A 16,847-nucleotide genomic window follows, 5' to 3' on the forward strand; every position below is an offset into this window, starting at 1 on the left:
ATACAAAATCAGACAATACGCCGTTCGAAGCCGGATGACTACCGGTGTAAGTGACACGCCGCGAAGTGCGTCCCCGACCCGTGTTCGGACTCGAGGTCGTAGGCGGGCCGTTCGCGCGCACAGATGCTCTGTTCTGCGAACCGCTCGAGCAGGAGGTCCGTGGCCTCCTCCCAGTTCTCCTCGACGTCGTCGTCATCGCTGTCAGGGTCGCGGGTCCCACCCTCTCGATCGGTTGCGATCAGGTCGATCGCGTCCTCGATGATCTCGCCCGCGCCGCCGCGTGGCAGGTCGCCCTCGAAGAACTCTCGGCGAATCTCGGCGGCCGGCATCGGCTCGAACGTTCGGCGCTTGACCGCGCGCATGAACGCTCGAGTGTGCGACCACTCCTCGTCGCCGATCTCGTACTCCTCGGGGGCGATCAGCCGCGGGCAGCGCGTCCGAAACCGACAGCCCGAGGGCGGATTCTGCGGGCTCGGCACCTCGCCCTCGAGGACGCCCCGAACCCCCGACTGTCGCGGGTCGGGGACGGGAATCGACTCGAGCAACGCGTTCGTGTAGGGGTGTTGGGGGTTCTCGAACAGTTCCTCCTTCTCCGCGAGTTCGACGATGTGTCCGAGGTACATCACCGCGACGCGATCCGAAATGTGGCGAATCACGGAGAGGTCGTGGGCGATGAAGAGGTAGGTGAGGCCGAACTCCTCCTGGAGTTCCTCCATCGTGTTCATCACCTGGGCCTGAATGGAGACGTCGAGCGCGGAGACGGGTTCGTCACAGACGACGAAATCGGGGTCGACCGACAGCGCACGCGCGAGGTTGATCCGCTGGCGCTGGCCGCCCGAGAAGGCGTGGGGGTGTCGGTTGTAGTGGCGCGGATCGAGCCCGACCTTCTCGAGCAACTCCTTTGCGCGCGCCTCGCGGCCCTCGTCGTCGAACATGTCGTGGGCACCCATTGGCTCCTCGATGATCTGGCCGACCTTCATCCGCGGATCCAGCGAGGACTGCGGGTCCTGAAAGATCATCTGGATCTCCGAGCGCTTCTGGCGCAGTTCCTCGCCGCTCAGATCGGCCAGGTCGTCGCCCTTGAAGCTGATCGTCCCGTCGGTCGGATCGAGCAGCCGCAGGATCGTCCGCCCGAGCGTGCTCTTCCCGCAGCCCGATTCGCCGACCAACCCGAGCGTCTCCCCCTTCTTGATCTCGAAGGTGACGTCGTCGACGGCCTCGACCTGATCGACGCCGAAGCTCACCGGCGGGAACTGATCGGTCTCGAGGTTGATGCCCGCGAGCAGTCCCGAGTCGGCAGCGAAATGCTTCGTCAGGCCGTCGACCTCGAGGAGCGTCTCGCCGTGGGCGATATCGCTCTCGCCGAAGCCGATGGGGTCGTCGGGTGTGCTCATCGCCGTCGGTCACCTCCGCCACTGGAGTCTCGACCCTGGGCACGCCCACCGTCCGTCGAGGCTTGTTCTTCCTCGACGGCCGACTCCGCGCTCGCGCTCTCCTCCGTCCCCGTTTCGCCGACTCGAGTCTCGGCCTCGTCGCCCGCCTCGAGCGGCGCGCTCTCGTCGTAGCCCACGTCGAAGACGTCGTGTTTCACGCAGGCCGCGCGGTGGGGGTGCCCGTCGGCGCGGTCGATTTCGAGCGTCTCCGGATGGACGCGAGTACAGACCTCGCGCGCGTCGGGACAGCGGGGGTGGAACCGACAGCCCGAAGGCGGACTGATCGCCTCGGGCATCACGCCCTCGATGGGGTCAAGTTCGTCGACGGTCCGGTCGGGCCGGGGCATCGAGTCGAGTAGGGCGTCCGTGTAGGGGTGTTTGGTCTCGTAGAACAGTTCGTCCACCGGCGCCTGTTCGACGATCTCGCCGAGGTACATCACGTTCACCCGGTCGCAGATCTCGGCGACGACGCCCATGTCGTGGGTGACCCAGATGAAGCTCGTGTCGTAGCGATCCTGCAGGTCGTCGACGAGATCGAGGATCTGGCCCTCGACGGTGACGTCCAACGCGGTCGTCGGCTCGTCGGCGATGATGAGATTCGGCTCGCACGCCAGCGCCATCGCGATTAGCACGCGCTGGCGCATCCCGCCCGAGAACTGGTGTGGATACTCCTCGTATCGGTCCTCGGGGTCCGGAATCCCGACTTCGCGAAGCATCCGGATCGCTTCGGTCTTCGCCTCGTCTTTCGGGAGGTCGCGATTGATCTCGATGAACTCCCGGAGCTGACCCCCGACGGTAAAGACGGGATTGAGCGACTCCATCGGGTCCTGGAAGATCACCGCGATCTCCCGGCCGCGAATCCGCTCGCGCATCTCGGATTCGGAGAGCATCTCGTCTCGCTCGCGGAGCTCCCCGTCGGGACCTTCCTCGAGGCCGAAGATGGTCTCGCCTTTGTAGGTGACCTCGCCGGCGACGATCTCGCCGGGCTCTTCGACGAGGCGCATGAGGCTCATCGAGGCGACGGACTTGCCGGCGCCCGACTCACCGACGAGTCCGACGATCTCGCCCTCGTTGACCTCGAAGGAGATGCCGTCGACGGCGCGGACGGTCCCGCTTTCGGTGAAAAACTGTGTCTTCAGGTTCTCGACGCGAAGGAGTGGTTCGGAGCTCATAGTTAGTTCTTGATCCGCGGATCGAGCGCGTCCTGCAGCCCGTCGCCGAACAGGTTGAATCCCATGATGGTCACGAGGATCGCCAGCCCGGGCCAGATCGACAGCCAGATGTTCGAGTGCATGTACCGCCCGTGGGCGATCCGGAGCATCTCTCCCCAGTCGGGCGTCGGCGGCTGGGCGCCGTAGCCGAGAAAGGAGAGACCGGCGACGATCAGGATCGTGACGCCGATCTGCAGCGTTGCGTACACCATCACGGGTGCGAAGCTGTTCGGGATGACGTGTCTGCGGATGATGTTGCGGTCCTTTACCCCTGCAGCGCGGGCGGCCTCGATGTAGTCCATCTCCCGGACGGACAGCACCCGGCTGCGAATGATCCTGGCGAACACCGGGATGAAGGCGATGCCGACGCCGATCACCGCGTACTGGATGTCCGGACTCCCGCCGCTGACGAAGACGGTGAAGACGATGATCAACACGAGCGGCGGAATCGCGTACACCGTTTCGACCGATCGCATCAGCACATCGTCCACCCAGCCGCCGTAGTAGCCCGCGATCGAGCCGATGATCGTCCCGCCGATCAGCCCGATCGCCGTCGCCGCGAGCCCGACGCTGACCGACACCTGCGAGCCGTAGACGATGCGGGTAAAGTAGTCACGGCCCTGCGGATCGGTCCCGAGTGGCTGGGAGAGCGTCCCGCCGTCGAGGAACATCGGCGGCTGATTCGGGTTCCCTTCGCCCGGCGGCGGGATCCGCGTCGGGTGGTCGAAGAACGGGAGCGCCTGCGCGGCGGTGTAGTCCGACAGCGCGCCGAACGTCAGCCGCGAGAGGTTGCTATCGATCGCCGCGAACGCCGCGATGAAGATGACGAACGCGACGATGTACAGCCCGATTCGGGCGGTCGCGTCCCGCTTGACTTTCTTCAGCGTGTAGCGCCAGCCGACGCGCGCCTCGAACTCCTCGTCGGCCGATCCGCCCTCGGCGTCCGGTTGCTGGTCGTCGAGTTGTGATTCGGTCGTTGCCATGTGTTATGTCCCTCCCATCGTCAGTCACGCTCCCCGTAGGTCACGCGCGGATCGATGTACGCGTAGGAGATGTCCGTGATGACGACGCCGATGACGAACATGAACCCGAGGACCATCGTGATCCCCATGATCAGCTGATAGTCGAGTTGCTGAATCGCCTCGATGAACAGCCGTCCGATCCCGTTGATCGCGAAGACGGTCTCGACCAGGACGGCGCCGCCGAGGGCCGTCGACAGGTTGAGACCGATGATGGTGATGATCGGCAGCTGGGCCGACCGGAAGGCGTGTTTCCGGAGGATCGTCCGCTCGGGGACGCCGTACGCGCGAGCGAGCTTGACGTACTCCTCCTGTAGCGACTCGATCATCTGGGTCCGTTCGACTCTCATAAGCGTCGCCATCTGGAGCGTCCCGAGCGCGATCATCGGCAGTATCAGGTGTCTGATCGTCTCGGTCCAGTGCTCGAGGTAGCTGCCGTGGCCGGCCGCTTCCGGCGGTTGCCACGGGTAGACCAGCCCCGCAGACGGCAGGACGCCGAGTTTGACCGCGAAGACGATGATCAGCATGATGCCGATCCAGAAGGATGGCGTGCTGACGCCGATCAGCGCGACGATCCGCGAGATGTGGTCGGTCGGCTCGTTTCGGCGCTTGGCCGCGATGACGCCGAGCGGAATGGCCGTGATGATCGCGAACAGGTACGCCGACAGCACGAGCAGGAGCGTCGGCCCGGTCCGCTCGAGCATCAGTTCGGCGACCGGACGATCGCGGTGAATGCTGTAGCCTAGATCGCCCTGTACGAGGCCGGTCATGTAGTTCCAGTAGCGAACGTGTAGCGGCTGGTCCAGCCCGTAGCGCTGTTCGATCGTCCTGATGAGTTCCTCGTCGGCCTGCTGGCCCTGTAGCATCAGCCGAACGGGGTCGCCCGGTGCCAGGTTCGCCAACACGAACGTGATCACGGAAATCCCTATCAGGACCGGAATCGCCTGTATCAGTCGGTAGATCGTGTATCGGAGCAGTCCCATGTGTTCGTCTCTGCGATTACGGTGTCCGCGCCATCGTCCTGTGATCTGTCTCTGGTCGCTGTCGGTGCCGATCCCGAAACGTCGCCTCGAGGATTACTCGTCGAGGCTGACGTTGTTCTCGTCGGAGACGAGCTCCGGGTTGTACGAGACGTTCGGGTGTGGCTGCATGTCGTTGACGTAGTCCTGTGTGGCGATCGTGTTGTGTTCGGAGTAGGCGGCCATGACGGGGAGTTCCTCGACGATTTCGTCGATAACGTCGACGTACAGTTCGCGTCGGTCGTCCTGATCGGCCGTCTGACGGGCCTCCAGAATGGCGTCGTGGAAGTCGTCGCTTCCCTCGTAGAAGTGCCCTTGCGTGACGCCGGCGTTCTCCTCGTGGAAGAGGTTGTAGAGGTAGACGTCGGGGTCGGGGCCGCCGGTCCAGCCGAGGATGTACATCTCGTAGTCGTCCGAATCGCCCGAGATGTAGGTGTCCGTTAGCGTCGCGAAGTCCAGACTCTGCACCTCGGCGTCGTAGCCCAGTTCGTCCAGCCGCGAGGCGATCAGTTCGCCCAGCGCGATGCGGACGTCGTCCGGCGGGACGATGATGGTCGGACTCCAGTCGTCCGGATCGTCCAACCCCTCCTCGAGTAACTCCTCGGCTTCGTCGGGGTCGTACTCTGGCGTCTGGTCCGCCCAGTCGTCCATCGGGAACTCCCAGCCGAGTTCATCGACGATCGGCGGGATCGGCGCATTCAGCGGCGTTGCGCTCTCACCCAGGTTCGCGTCGACGAACTCGCTCATCGAGAACGAGTGAGCGATCCCGCGGCGGACGTCGGGATCCGTCGTCTCTCCCTCGTTGCAGTTGAACGCGACGTACATGTACGACGGGCTCTCGGTCCGATGGACGTTGATCCCCTCCTCGCCGTCGATCTGGTCCCAGTCTTCCGGCGGGACGGTCGCGATCGCATCCGTGTCGCCCGCGAGAATCTGTGAGACGCGGCCCGCGTCGTCTTCGGCCGCCTCGAACCGGACCGACTCGAGTTCGGGCTGGGGGTCGCCCCAGTAGTCGTCCCAGGCCTCGAGTTCGACGAACTCGTCGGAGGTCCAGTCTTCGAACGTGAAGGGACCGGAGCCGACGGGGTTCGTGTTGTACTCGCCCGGATCGTCGGTTCGGACCGACTCGTTGACGACGTACGTTGCCACCGTCAGCGTCTCGAACGGCCCGTACTCGTGCTCGAGATCGATCTGCACCGTGTGCTCGTCGATGGCTTCGGTGCCGTCGACGTCGATGAAGTCGTACTCCGGTCGGTTGTCGGTGTCCTCTTCGACGGGTGCGGTAAACGAATGGGCGACGTCCTCGGCGGTGACGGGGTCGCCGTTGTGGAACTCCGCGTCGTCGACGATCTCGATGATGTATCGTTCGCCGTCTTCCTCCTCTTCGGGCTCGCCCGCGGCGAGTTTCGGCTGGAGCTCGAGGTCGTAGTCGTACTCGTAGAGCCCGTCGTAAACCTGGTGGATGACCTGGGCGCTGTAGGCGTCGTTCGACACGATCGGATCGAAGTCACCCTCCGGATTGACCTCCTGCGTATAGAGGAGACCGTCGTCTCCCGGCCCTCCGTTCCCACCGATACACCCTGCAACCATCGCAGCACTGACCGCTGCACCTGATGCGAGAAGCCGCCGTCGCGTGGCGGTGAGCTGATCTGATACCATCCCGATATTCTATCACGTCTATGTACATTGGTAGCAGGGGCCTACGATTTTCAAGGGAATTTTACTCTACACATACGGATTCGGTCTCCGACACATCTCTACTTGCGTGATGTCGTTATTACATCAGTGAAGGTTTCCGAACGGTAATGCGATTACCTTGTCACTCGTCCGCTCACACGCTCATTCGTGGTGATACCGACACATTGCTCGGTACTGCCACCCCACTCGGTACTGCCACCATCCCACACAGTACCGACACGCCATTCGAACGCGTTCGCGTCGGGACCTCCGTTCGTCTCAAGAGCGCCCGACGTTCGTCGGCAGTGTACCAGTGACATTTTTGTCGTAGCACCAGTGATATCTGGTATGAACTACAGGGCGGTCGAGACGGAATCGGAGTATGTCGCCCGCCTCGAGACCGGCGCCGACTGGCGGGCCGAAATCGAGTCGCTCGCGGCAGAAGTGGAGGCCGACGCGGCCTGGTTTCAGGCCCTCGGAGCGGTCCAGGACGCCGAAATCTGGTTTTACGATCAGGACGACTGCACGTACGAGGCCGTCGAGTTTGACGAGCCGCTCGAGGTCGCCAGCTGCGTCGGCAACGTCTCGTGGCTGGATGGCGAACGGTTCGCGCACACCCACGCCGTCCTCTCGGACCCCGACGGCGACGCCCTCGCGGGCCACCTGAACGAGGCGACGGTCTGGGCGGGCGAAGTCTACATGCGCGTCTTCGCCGACGAACTGGTGCGCGAGTACGACGAGACCACCGAACTCGACCTCTGGCTCTGACATGCGCGAGGAAGACTCCCGGTACTTCCAGCGACTCGAGTCCCAGTTAGACGAGGCGTTCGACGTCGCCGAGCGCGCCAAAGAACGCGGCGCGGATCCCGAACCCGAGGTCGAGATTCCGGTCGCCAAGGACATGGCCGACCGCGTCGAGAACATCCTCGGGATCGACGGCGTCGCCGAACGGGTCCGCGAACTCGAGGGCGAGATGTCTCGTGAGGAGGCCGCCCTCGAACTCGCGAAGGATTTCGCGGAGGGCCGCGTCGGCGACTACGAGACGAAAGCCGGGAAGATCGAAGGGGCAGTTCGGACCGCGGTCGCCCTGCTGACCGAGGGTGTCGTCGCCGCCCCCATCGAGGGAATCGACAGGGTCGAAATTCTCACGAACGACGACGGCACCGAGTTCGTCAACGTCTACTACGCCGGGCCGATCCGCTCCGCGGGCGGGACGGCACAGGCCCTGTCCGTCCTCGTGGCGGACTACACGCGAGCGCTCGTCGGCATCGACCAGTACGGCGCGCGACAGGAGGAGATCGAACGCTACGCCGAGGAGCTCGCGCTCTACGACAAGGAGACCGGCCTCCAGTACACGCCGAAGGCGAAGGAGGCCAAGTTCATCGCCAAGAACCTCCCGATCATGTTAGACGGGGAGGCGACGGGCGACGAAGAGGTGTCCGGATTTCGGGACTTAGAGCGCGTCGACACCAACAGCGCCCGCGGCGGGATGTGTCTCGTCATGGCCGAGGGGATCGCGCTCAAGGCCCCGAAGATCCAGCGCTACACCCGCAACTTGGACGAGGTCGACTGGCCGTGGCTGCAGGACCTGATCGACGGCAACTACGCCGACGACGAAGGGGACACAGCCGACGGCGATGCGGACGGAGACGGCGACGGGACGGACGCGAACGCGGAGACGGACGGGAGCGACGGCGACGCTGACGACGCCGACAGCGAGACCGCCGAAGAATCGGCCGGCCCGCCGCGAGCCGAGCCATCGGGGAAGTTCCTCCGGGATCTGATCGCCGGCCGGCCAGTCTTCTCTCACCCCAGCGCGGAGGGGGGCTTTCGACTCCGGTACGGCCGCGCGCGCAACCACGGCTTCGCGACCGGTGGGGTCCACCCCGCGACGATGCATCTGGTCGACGACTTCCTCGCGACCGGCACCCAGATCAAGACCGAACGACCCGGGAAGGCCCACGGCGTCATCCCCGTCGACAGCATCGACGGCCCGACGGTCAAACTGGCGAACGGCGACGTCCGCCGGATCGACGACCCCGAGGAGGCCCTCGAGATCAGAAACGGCGTCGAGAAGATCCTCGATACCGGCGAGTATTTGGTCAACTACGGGGAGTTCGTCGAGAACAACCACCCGCTCGCCCCGGCCTCCTACGTCTACGAGTGGTGGATCCAGGACATGGCGGACGCCGGTGCAGACACGCAGGCCCTCGAGGACGACCCCCGAATCGACCTCGAGTTTCCCGACGCCGACGAGGCACTCGAGTGGGCCACCAACTACGACGCGCCGCTACATCCGCAGTACACCTACCTCTGGCACGACATCTCGACCGAGACGTTCTGTGACCTCGCGGCGACCGTCGCCGACGGCCGCGTCGAAAACGACGCCGACGGCGACGGCACCCTCGTGATCGAGTACGACGAGTCGACCGCGGTCGCCCTCGAGACGATCATCATCGAACACCGCCAGCGCGCGGACGAGGATCGGATCGAGATCGACGACTGGCGGCCGTTCGCGCGAACGCTTGGGTGTGAACCACGACAGGCCGTCACCGACGGGGCTGCACTCGACGCCGACGGGCAGGATGGGACGCCCAGCGTCGAACTCGAGCGCACCTGGAGCGACGCGGACCTCTCCGAGCGCGCCCGAACGTGGGGCCACGAGACCGAGGGCGACAACGCCATCGAGGCGGTCAACGAGGTCGCCCCCTTCGCGGTCCGTGAGCGGGCCCCGACCCGGATCGGCAACCGGATGGGCCGCCCCGAGAAGTCCGAACGCCGAGACCTGAGCCCGCCCGTCCACACGTTGTTCCCCATCGGCGAGGCCGGCGGCGCACAGCGCAACGTCGCCAACGCGGCCAAACACGCCGAGACGATGTCCGACACCCCCGGCGTCGTCGAGGTCCAGATCGGCCGCAACCGCTGTCCGGACTGCGAGACGGAGACGTTCAAGAACCGCTGTCCGGAGTGTGAGGCCCGAACGAACCCCGACTACCGCTGTCCCGACTGCGATACCCGAATCGAACCTGACGAGGCCGGCCGCGTCGAGTGCGGTCACTGCGAGCGCGAGGCCACTTGCGTCGAAAATATCGAGGTCGACATCCACGAGGAGTACCGCAACGCCCTCGAGTCGGTCGGCGAGCGCGAGAACGCTTTCGAGATTCTGAAAGGCGTTAAGGGGTTGTCCTCGAACACGAAGGTCCCCGAACCGATCGAGAAGGGAATTCTGCGGGCCAAACACGATGTCTCGACGTTCAAGGACGGCACCGTCCGCTACGACATGACCGACCTGCCCGTCACGTCGGTCCGGGCCGCCGAACTCGATATCGACGTCGGCCAACTGCAGGCGCTCGGTTACGAGGAGGACATGCGCGGCGATCCCCTGACCCACGAGGACCAGCTAGTCGAACTCAAAGTGCAGGATATCGTCCTTTCCGACGGCGCGGCCGAGCACATGATGCAGACCGCGGACTTCATCGACGACCTGCTCGAGCAGTACTACGGACTCGAGCGGTTCTACGAGATCGACGACCGACAGGAACTCGTCGGCGAGTTGGTGTTCGGGATGGCGCCGCACACGAGTGCGGCAACTGTCGGGAGAGTGATTGGTTTCACGAGCGCAGCAGTCGGATATGCGCATCCGTACTTTCACGCGGCTAAGCGCCGTAATTGTGACGGTGACGAAGATTGCGTCATGCTGCTAATGGACGGGTTACTGAACTTTAGTACCAGCTTCCTGCCAGATCAGAGAGGCGGAAAAATGGACGCACCTCTCGTCATGTCCTCCCGGATCGATCCCTCCGAGATCGACGACGAGGCCCACAACATGGATATCGTCTCCCAGTACCCTCGCGAGTTCTACCTCGCGACCTTAGAGCAGGCCGACCCCGAATCCGTCGACATCCAGATCGGCGAGGACACCCTCGGAACGGACGGCGAGTACACCGGCTTCGAGCACACCCACGACACCACCGATATCGCGATGGGCCCGGACCTCTCGGCGTACAAGACGCTCGGCTCGATGATGGACAAGATGGACGCCCAGCTCGAGCTCTCGCGCAAACTCGAGTCGGTCGACGAGACGGACGTCGCCGAGCGGGTCATCGAGTACCACTTCCTGCCGGATCTCATCGGGAACCTTCGGGCGTTCTCCCGGCAAGAGACCCGCTGTCTCGACTGCGGCGAGAAGTTCCGGCGGATGCCCCTGACCGGCGACTGCCGGGAGTGTGGCGGTCGCGTCAACCTCACCGTCCACAAGGGCTCCGTGAACAAGTACATGCAGACGGCGATTCAGGTCGCCGAGGAGTACGACTGTCGGGACTACACGAAACAGCGCCTGGAGGTACTCGAGAAGGCCCTCGAGAGCATCTTCGAGAACGACAAGAACAAGCAGAGCGGGATCGAGGATTTCATGTAGACCGAAATGTTGCTCTGTGGTCTGCCGAGACGGCGTTCGCCGTCTCGGCGTCCCTCGGCAACATTTCGATAAAAAGCACCCGAAGACGTTCCGACTCGCTCATTTCGTTCGCTTCGTGGGCTGGGACTTCCGAGCCCTCGTTCGCTCAGTCTTCGGCCTCACTCGCGATGAGCGTCGGTCACCCGCCTGCCTCCCCGTTGAGCGGAAGCAAAGCTTCCGCGAGGTCGTCGGCGCGAAGCGCCGACTGCTCGAGGGACCGCTGGTCCCTCCCCGCTCGAAAGAGCTTGCTCTTTCGTAGAGTCGCATGACTCTCGTGATACTCGAGCCCTGCTCCCGGCCAGTTCGCTGAAAACGTAGACGAAACCGATCAGTAACTCGCTCGAGTAATCCCGGGCATCTGTGCTTTCGGATACCGTGGCTTCGGAACGCGTCGATAGTCGGGCAGCCAGTTTCGGAGACTCTCGTTGAACCGCTCGGGCCGCTCTCGAGGCGTCCAGTGGCCGCAGTTTCTGACCAGATCGAGTTCGGCATCCGGAATCCGGCGCGCTGCGCGGGCCGACCACTCGACGGGGACCAGTGGGTCCTCCTTCCCGTGGACGAGCAGCGTTGGCACGGCAAGCGAGTCGAGTTCGTCGACGAAGTTCGTCGCGACGCGGCCGTTGAACGAGAGTTCGTTGTTCTGGAACTCTTTGAACGCTTGAATCGAGCCCGGTTCCATCAGTTTCTGCCTGACGTCCTCGACGAACGGATCGGGAAGCGCGCTCGAGTCGGCGACGAGACTGTCGAGCACCATGCGGACGCTATCGGTCGTCGCGCCGGCGGCGATTTTGCCGAACTCGGTCATTCCGGGGACCTGCGAGAGGAGTTTCCAGGGGAGCGCGTTCGGGAGTCGACCCCCGAGCCCGTAGCTGTCGACGAGCGCCAACTGCTCGACGCGGTCGGGGTGCTCGAGCGCGTAGCCGAGCGCGGCCCCGCCGCCCATCGAAATGCCGGCGAGCGAGACTCGTTCGTAGGGAATCGTCTCGATGAACCCCTCGAGGACGTCGACGTACGTCTCGATGGTGTGTGTGACGTCGCCCGTACTCCGGCCGTACTCCGGCCAATCGAGGCCGTAAACGCGGTACTCGTCCGACAATGCGTCGATGGCGTGTCGCCACGAAACCGTCGCGTCGTCGATGCCCGCCCCGTGACAGAGGACGACGGGCGGACCGCTCGTGCCGGCCCGCCGATAGGCGATCCGACAGTCGTCGATAGTCGCGACGCCGGTGCCAGTCATGGTCGGATCACGCCGTTTACGGGACGGCAGAGCGGTGAACCGGCGATCGAACTGCGACGGCGTCGTCGCTCCGCAAGCGCCGATGGAGGGCACATAGCCGCCACTTTGACTCGCCCGTTGTCGGCCTTTCTATCACCAGTCACCCATCGAGGTTCGTTCCCGGGCGGTACGAAACGGTGTGGGTTGACTGGGAACGCACCGGTGGGTCCCCCAGTGGTGCGACGATCTATCATGGTCCGAGTATCTGCACGGGGGCTGTATATTGTTTTCTATTACCGTGTGGTACTCTGACATGGGGTCGGCGGAAGTCGGAGCCGTCACCGCTGATGTTGCGCATTTGGTATCGCGGCTATTCATTTATCACCTACTCGCCCACGTTTCGGAGAGAGTCCCACAACCGCGTTAGTCAGCCGATCTGAACACCGTGACGGCTTTATACCGCTTCGAAGCGTGAGCTATCGACATGGCCACAGAGCAAGATCCCCCGCGACTCGGCTTCGGAACCACACTCTACACCGAGGACGGCGAACAGGTCGGCCACATTCGGGGTTTCGACGAGGATGGCTTCTACGTCACCCTCCGCGACGGCTTCGAGGGGCTGAGCGTAGACCACGTTCGGTCGGGCCACGAGTTCGGTGAAGCACACCTGATGTGGCGCTGTCTCGAGTGTGGCGAAATGGACGAACTCGACCAGGAGTTGCCGGAGAGCTGTCCCTCCTGTGGGACCGAACGCGAGAACCTCTACTACTGGACCGAGGATTAGGACAACCGTTTTTATCGCGGTGGCCCCATCCTCCGATATGAAGATCGTGGTCTTCGGAGCCGGCAGCCTCGGCAGTCTCGTCGGTGGGGTCCTCGCGCGCGAGTCACGACACGACGTCACGCTCGTCGGACGCGACCCCCACGTACGCGCCGTTCGCGAGACGGGTCTCGAGGTCGTCGGCGAACTCGAGGCGACGACCACTCCCCGTGCGACGACCGACGGTCGCAACCGCTCGGCCGACCTCGCGATCGTCACGGTCAAATCGTTCGACACGGCAGCAGCCGCCGAAACCCTCGCGACTAGGTCGTACGACACCGTCCTCTCCCTCCAGAACGGGATGGGAAACGAGGAGGTACTCGCAACCGCGCTCGAGTCACCCGTCCTCGCCGGAACGGTCTCCTACGGTGCCCTCCTGCGAGAACCGGGCGTGATCGAGTGTACCGGCATCGGCGACGTCGTCCTCGGTGCACGAGACGGGGGTTCATCGGAGCGAGCCACCCGGATCGGCGACCTGTTCTCGGCGGCCGGCCTCGAGACCACCGTCGCCGACGACATGCCCCGTCGCCTGTGGGAGAAACTCGCGGTCAATGCCGGAATCAACGCCGTGACAGCGCTGACCAGAACTAAAAACGGCGCCGTACTCGAGCGCGAGGCGAACGACGTTTCGCGCGTGGCCGCACGCGAGGTGGCCCGCGTCGCCCGCGCAGATGACGTGGAGCTGTCGAATCGTGTGGCTATCGACGCGATGGAGTCCGTCGCCGCCGATACCGCGGCCAACACCTCCTCGATGCACCAGGATATCCTCGCCGAGCGACGCACCGAGATCGACGCGATCAACGGCTTCGTCGTCGACCGAGGGTCTGAACTGGGGCTCGAGACACCGACGAACCGCCTTCTGACGGCGCTGATTCGGACGTGGGAGCGAGGACGCGGGCTTCGCTAATCGACCACCCGTACACTGCATGTGACGATACGAAATCGATAGTGATCGACCGACGGCGAGCGTTTGCGCTGTTCGACCACGATGTCCGCCGTCGTTGGTTTCAAAAGTAGCTCGCGGCCGTACCGGCGGCTCAGTGATTGTGACCTCAGTCGAAAACAAACGAATCGAACGTTCGAGAACTTAGAACGGGGCTTCGGGACCTTCGTCGGCGTCGCCGTCGTCATCGACGGTTTCGCCGGGGAACGATGGACTCATGCCGCCACCGCCGCCCATGTCGGCTTCGCCTTCCATGCCGGTGTGGGCGTTGACCTTCTCGATTTCGGGAATCTCCTTGACCATTCGGCTCTTGATCGCTTGAATCGTCATCGGCGAGATGCCACAGCCACTGCAGGCGCCACCGAGCGCGATGGTGACCTCGCCGGTCTCGCGGTCGAGGTCTTGGATTGCCGCACTACCACCGTGCATCTGAATCTGCGGGAAGTTCCGACGCAGGAAGTTCGCGACGCGGTCCTCGAGGTCGTCCCCGTCGTTCTGGGTCTCGGTACTCATACGATGCGCTTGGGTACGAGACCCCCTAAACCTTCCGTCATCTATGTTCGTCTGGGAACACGTTATCAGTTCTGGCTGGTCGATCAGGCGAATCCGAAAACGCGCTCGAGTTCGGTTTCGATCTCCTCGACGTGTTTCTCGAGAACCTGCTCGAATCGCTCTTCCTCGACGAGGACGCCCGACAGTCGTCCGTGAGGGTTGTCGGGCAGTTCGATGCGGAACTCCCCCTCACCCTCGTAGAACGGTTCGCTCTCGTTCAACACCTGCTGGTCGATCGCGTGAACGAGTTCGGAGTCGTAGTTGTCGTTCATTCGGTTGAACGCGTTCTTGTACGCTTGCTGGAGTTCGGGAAAGTAGTTCGCGTACTTGTCTTCGAATTTCTCGGGATCGAAGTCGGCCATACGCGAACCGAAGGCGAGCGGAGACAAAAGTCGGACGATCGGTCGGCAGTCGCGCCGTGATTCGAGCGGTTGATTTCTACGCCACGGGACTCGTTCTCAGAACGTGACAACCAGCTAACTCGGTAGGGGTGTCCTACATACGGAGGATGCGTGCGCAAGCGGAACCAACACTCCTTCGACGCTCCTCACGAGGCACATGTCCCCGGATAACCCCCCCATTCCACGCGAAAAGCTGCCACCGGGATGGGGAGCCGTGATGTTCTCTGACGGCCAGTTCGCGTATCGTCACAGACAGCCGCCGATCGAGCTCGTCGCGGATCGAACGGCGGCTAATCGGTCTCATCCCGGACTCGGACTCAGTCGATGCTGGGAACTCCAATACCAGTACTCGCTCGGTGATCAGACGATCGCCGAGTCGATCGGCCGCGTCTCGACTCGCCGAGCAGCCGTCGAGGGCGTGCTTCAATGTATGCACCACATCCACGAATCCGTCGGCGAACTGAACGGGCCAATCGAGATACAGGATGTCCTCAACCGGGTTCGGTTCTCGGACGTCGTTCCGGACGGGCAGTTGCCGACGAAGTAAGCGCCTACTACCCGGTCGGCGGGGCGATAGCCGATTCGATATCGCGAAATGCGATATATCGCTTCTCTCTACGATCTGCGGGTCCCGTAGGGAGGCTGCTGTTGTCCGTTTGTGAGTCGAGTCGCGGGTAGTTCCAGATCGCCGGCACACACCAGCAAACGCGCTCTGCTGTCTCTCTTTCGACCGGCATCGTGACTGTCGGATTTCGGCACAGCAGATTTCGATGTAGCTGCCCCGTCCACCGCCGGTTCGGGAGGCGTTTGCTGAACTGGCATGAGGATTATCAGCGGGTGGATCTCAGGAACTCGCGTGACTTCTGTTCTCAGTCATGCCACGGTAGCAGATCGATCCCACTATTGACTCCCGCTGATTCTGGTTCTCGAGCGCACGGTGATCCTTCTCGTTTCGGATCGGGTACTCTCGTTGTACAATTCGTTTTCCCGAGATGTCTCATCCGGTACGTCGGTAGAGCAGCGTTTAGACTGGATCGAACCCCAATCGCTGTAATCGACTCTCACCGACCCGAGCTGCGTCGATCATCTCGAACGCCAGCGTTCGATGTTTGGTGCTCGAGTCGAGTGTGTAGTCTCTCGGGCGGAGTGGACGCGTTCGACGCTCCGACTCGTCCGAACCGCTTTTCCGTTATCCGTCGATCGAACTGCCGAGTAATCGTACGATATACCTCATAGTGCGATATTGAATCGCGCCGATCCGTCGAGAAGATATCCAGCGGAGCGCTTATGCCCTCGTCTGCGAATGGGTAGGCACGGAAGCCACCCGATGGTCCTATGATATCTCAGATTCCCTTTGCTATCGACTTCCACGTCCACTCGGACGACTCGTACGACGGGCACGAACCGATCGAACTCATCCTCGAGCAGGCGGCCGATATCGGACTCGACGGGGTCGTTATCACCGATCACGACGAGATCAGCGAGTCGATTCGGGCCGCCGAACTCGCGCCGGAGTACGGCCTGATCGGCATCCCCGGTGTCGAGGTCTCGACTCGTCACGGCCACCTGTTGGCGATCGGTGTCGAACAGCGACCCGACCCCGGTCAACCGTTCATGGAAACCGTCGAAACCGTTCGTGAACTCGGCGGAATCGCAATCGTCCCCCACCCCTTCCAGCGCAGTCGTCACGGCGTCCGCAAACGGCGAATCGAGGACGCCGACGCGATCGAGACCTACAACTCGATGGTCTTTACGGGCTATCGAAACCGTCGCGCTCGCACGTTCGCGCGCCGTCGCGACTATCCGGAGATCGGCGCGAGCGACGCCCACTACCTCCCCAACGTCGGCAAGGCCTACACGGAAATCCTCGTCACGCCCGACGCCGAAAACCCGACCAAGGCGGATATCGATGGCGATGAACTCGTCGACGCCATCCTCGAGGGCCGAACACAGATCCGCGGCAAGCGCACGCCGATCCATAAGAGCACGGTCCAGTACGCCAAGGGGGCGGTCCGCAAGTCGACGTATCTGTTGACCAAACGCGCGCCGCTGGTGCCGACGGTGCCGGCATCGATGGATCGATCGAGCTAACGATCGCGA

At 63.4% G+C, this 16,847-nt stretch carries 14 protein-coding genes; 6 read left to right on the top strand and 8 right to left on the bottom strand.

Annotated features, from left to right (window positions below; all coding sequences use genetic code 11):
* Nucleotides 1-38 precede the first annotated feature (38 nt).
* The 5 genes from ACSFDB_RS18800 to ACSFDB_RS18820 all read right to left on the bottom strand — a co-directional run bounded on the left by ACSFDB_RS18800 (nt 39) and on the right by ACSFDB_RS18820 (nt 6,341).
* Nucleotides 39-1,394 (bottom strand): ABC transporter ATP-binding protein, encoded by a 1,356-nt coding sequence (locus tag ACSFDB_RS18800; protein WP_440772438.1) that lies wholly within the window; start codon nt 1,392-1,394, stop codon nt 39-41.
* Nucleotides 1,391-2,605 carry an ABC transporter ATP-binding protein gene (locus ACSFDB_RS18805; RefSeq protein ID WP_440772439.1) on the bottom strand — a complete coding sequence of 405 codons (1,215 nt, stop codon included), beginning with the start codon at nt 2,603-2,605 and terminating at the stop codon, nt 1,391-1,393. Before ACSFDB_RS18805 ends, ACSFDB_RS18800 begins: the two co-directional genes overlap by 4 nt.
* A gap of 2 nt (nt 2,606-2,607) precedes the next feature.
* Entirely contained in the window at nt 2,608-3,627 is a 1,020-nt protein-coding gene (locus ACSFDB_RS18810; RefSeq protein ID WP_090311941.1) for an ABC transporter permease, read from the bottom strand.
* Between the two features lie 20 nt (nt 3,628-3,647).
* A complete protein-coding gene (locus ACSFDB_RS18815) occupies nt 3,648-4,646 on the bottom strand; it encodes an ABC transporter permease (protein ID WP_440772440.1) in 999 nt (332 codons plus the stop codon).
* Nucleotides 4,647-4,739: 93 nt separating this feature from the next.
* Nucleotides 4,740-6,341 (bottom strand): ABC transporter substrate-binding protein, encoded by a 1,602-nt coding sequence (locus ACSFDB_RS18820; RefSeq protein ID WP_440772441.1) that lies wholly within the window; start codon nt 6,339-6,341, stop codon nt 4,740-4,742.
* 366 nt (nt 6,342-6,707) lie between these two features.
* On the opposite strand from ACSFDB_RS18820, the gene ACSFDB_RS18825 reads away from it, so the two are divergent.
* Together ACSFDB_RS18825 and ACSFDB_RS18830 are read left to right on the top strand one after the other, a co-directional pair.
* A complete protein-coding gene (locus ACSFDB_RS18825) occupies nt 6,708-7,127 on the top strand; it encodes a PPC domain-containing DNA-binding protein (RefSeq protein ID WP_440772442.1) in 420 nt (139 codons plus the stop codon).
* A 1-nt stretch (nt 7,128) separates the two neighbouring features.
* The gene (locus tag ACSFDB_RS18830; RefSeq protein ID WP_440772443.1) at nt 7,129-10,776 is read left to right on the top strand and encodes a DNA polymerase II large subunit; all 3,648 of its coding nucleotides are present in this window, start codon (nt 7,129-7,131) and stop codon (nt 10,774-10,776) included.
* Nucleotides 10,777-11,143: 367 nt separating this feature from the next.
* On the opposite strand, the gene ACSFDB_RS18835 is transcribed toward ACSFDB_RS18830, so the two are convergent.
* On the bottom strand, nt 11,144-12,052 hold the full coding sequence (locus ACSFDB_RS18835; protein ID WP_440772444.1) for an alpha/beta fold hydrolase: 909 nt from the start codon (nt 12,050-12,052) through the stop codon (nt 11,144-11,146).
* A gap of 463 nt (nt 12,053-12,515) precedes the next feature.
* Here ACSFDB_RS18835 and ACSFDB_RS18840 point away from each other — a divergent pair, with 463 nt between their 5' ends.
* On the top strand, nt 12,516-12,815 hold the full coding sequence (locus tag ACSFDB_RS18840; RefSeq protein ID WP_440772445.1) for a TFIIB-type zinc ribbon-containing protein: 300 nt from the start codon (nt 12,516-12,518) through the stop codon (nt 12,813-12,815).
* Nucleotides 12,816-12,852: 37 nt separating this feature from the next.
* Nucleotides 12,853-13,758 (top strand): ketopantoate reductase family protein, encoded by a 906-nt coding sequence (locus ACSFDB_RS18845; RefSeq protein WP_440772446.1) that lies wholly within the window; start codon nt 12,853-12,855, stop codon nt 13,756-13,758.
* 180 nt (nt 13,759-13,938) lie between these two features.
* Here the strand turns inward: ACSFDB_RS18845 and ACSFDB_RS18850 are convergent, their stop codons facing one another.
* The gene (locus ACSFDB_RS18850; protein ID WP_440772447.1) at nt 13,939-14,307 is read right to left on the bottom strand and encodes a NifU family protein; all 369 of its coding nucleotides are present in this window, start codon (nt 14,305-14,307) and stop codon (nt 13,939-13,941) included.
* Between the two features lie 83 nt (nt 14,308-14,390).
* A complete protein-coding gene (locus ACSFDB_RS18855; RefSeq protein ID WP_440772448.1) occupies nt 14,391-14,708 on the bottom strand; it encodes a DUF5783 family protein in 318 nt (105 codons plus the stop codon).
* A 196-nt stretch (nt 14,709-14,904) separates the two neighbouring features.
* Between ACSFDB_RS18855 and ACSFDB_RS18860 the strand changes: the two genes are divergently transcribed.
* Together ACSFDB_RS18860 and ACSFDB_RS18865 are read left to right on the top strand one after the other, a co-directional pair.
* Nucleotides 14,905-15,294: a hypothetical protein gene (locus ACSFDB_RS18860; protein ID WP_440772449.1), complete on the top strand. Its 390-nt coding sequence runs from the start codon at nt 14,905-14,907 to the stop codon at nt 15,292-15,294.
* A gap of 788 nt (nt 15,295-16,082) precedes the next feature.
* Entirely contained in the window at nt 16,083-16,838 is a 756-nt protein-coding gene (locus ACSFDB_RS18865; RefSeq protein ID WP_440772450.1) for a PHP-associated domain-containing protein, read from the top strand.
* The last annotated feature ends 9 nt before the right edge of the window (nt 16,839-16,847 follow it).

Origin of the sequence: Natronorubrum amylolyticum (genome assembly GCF_052040145.1) — an archaeon.
Taxonomy (GTDB): Archaea; Halobacteriota; Halobacteria; order Halobacteriales; family Natrialbaceae; genus Natronorubrum.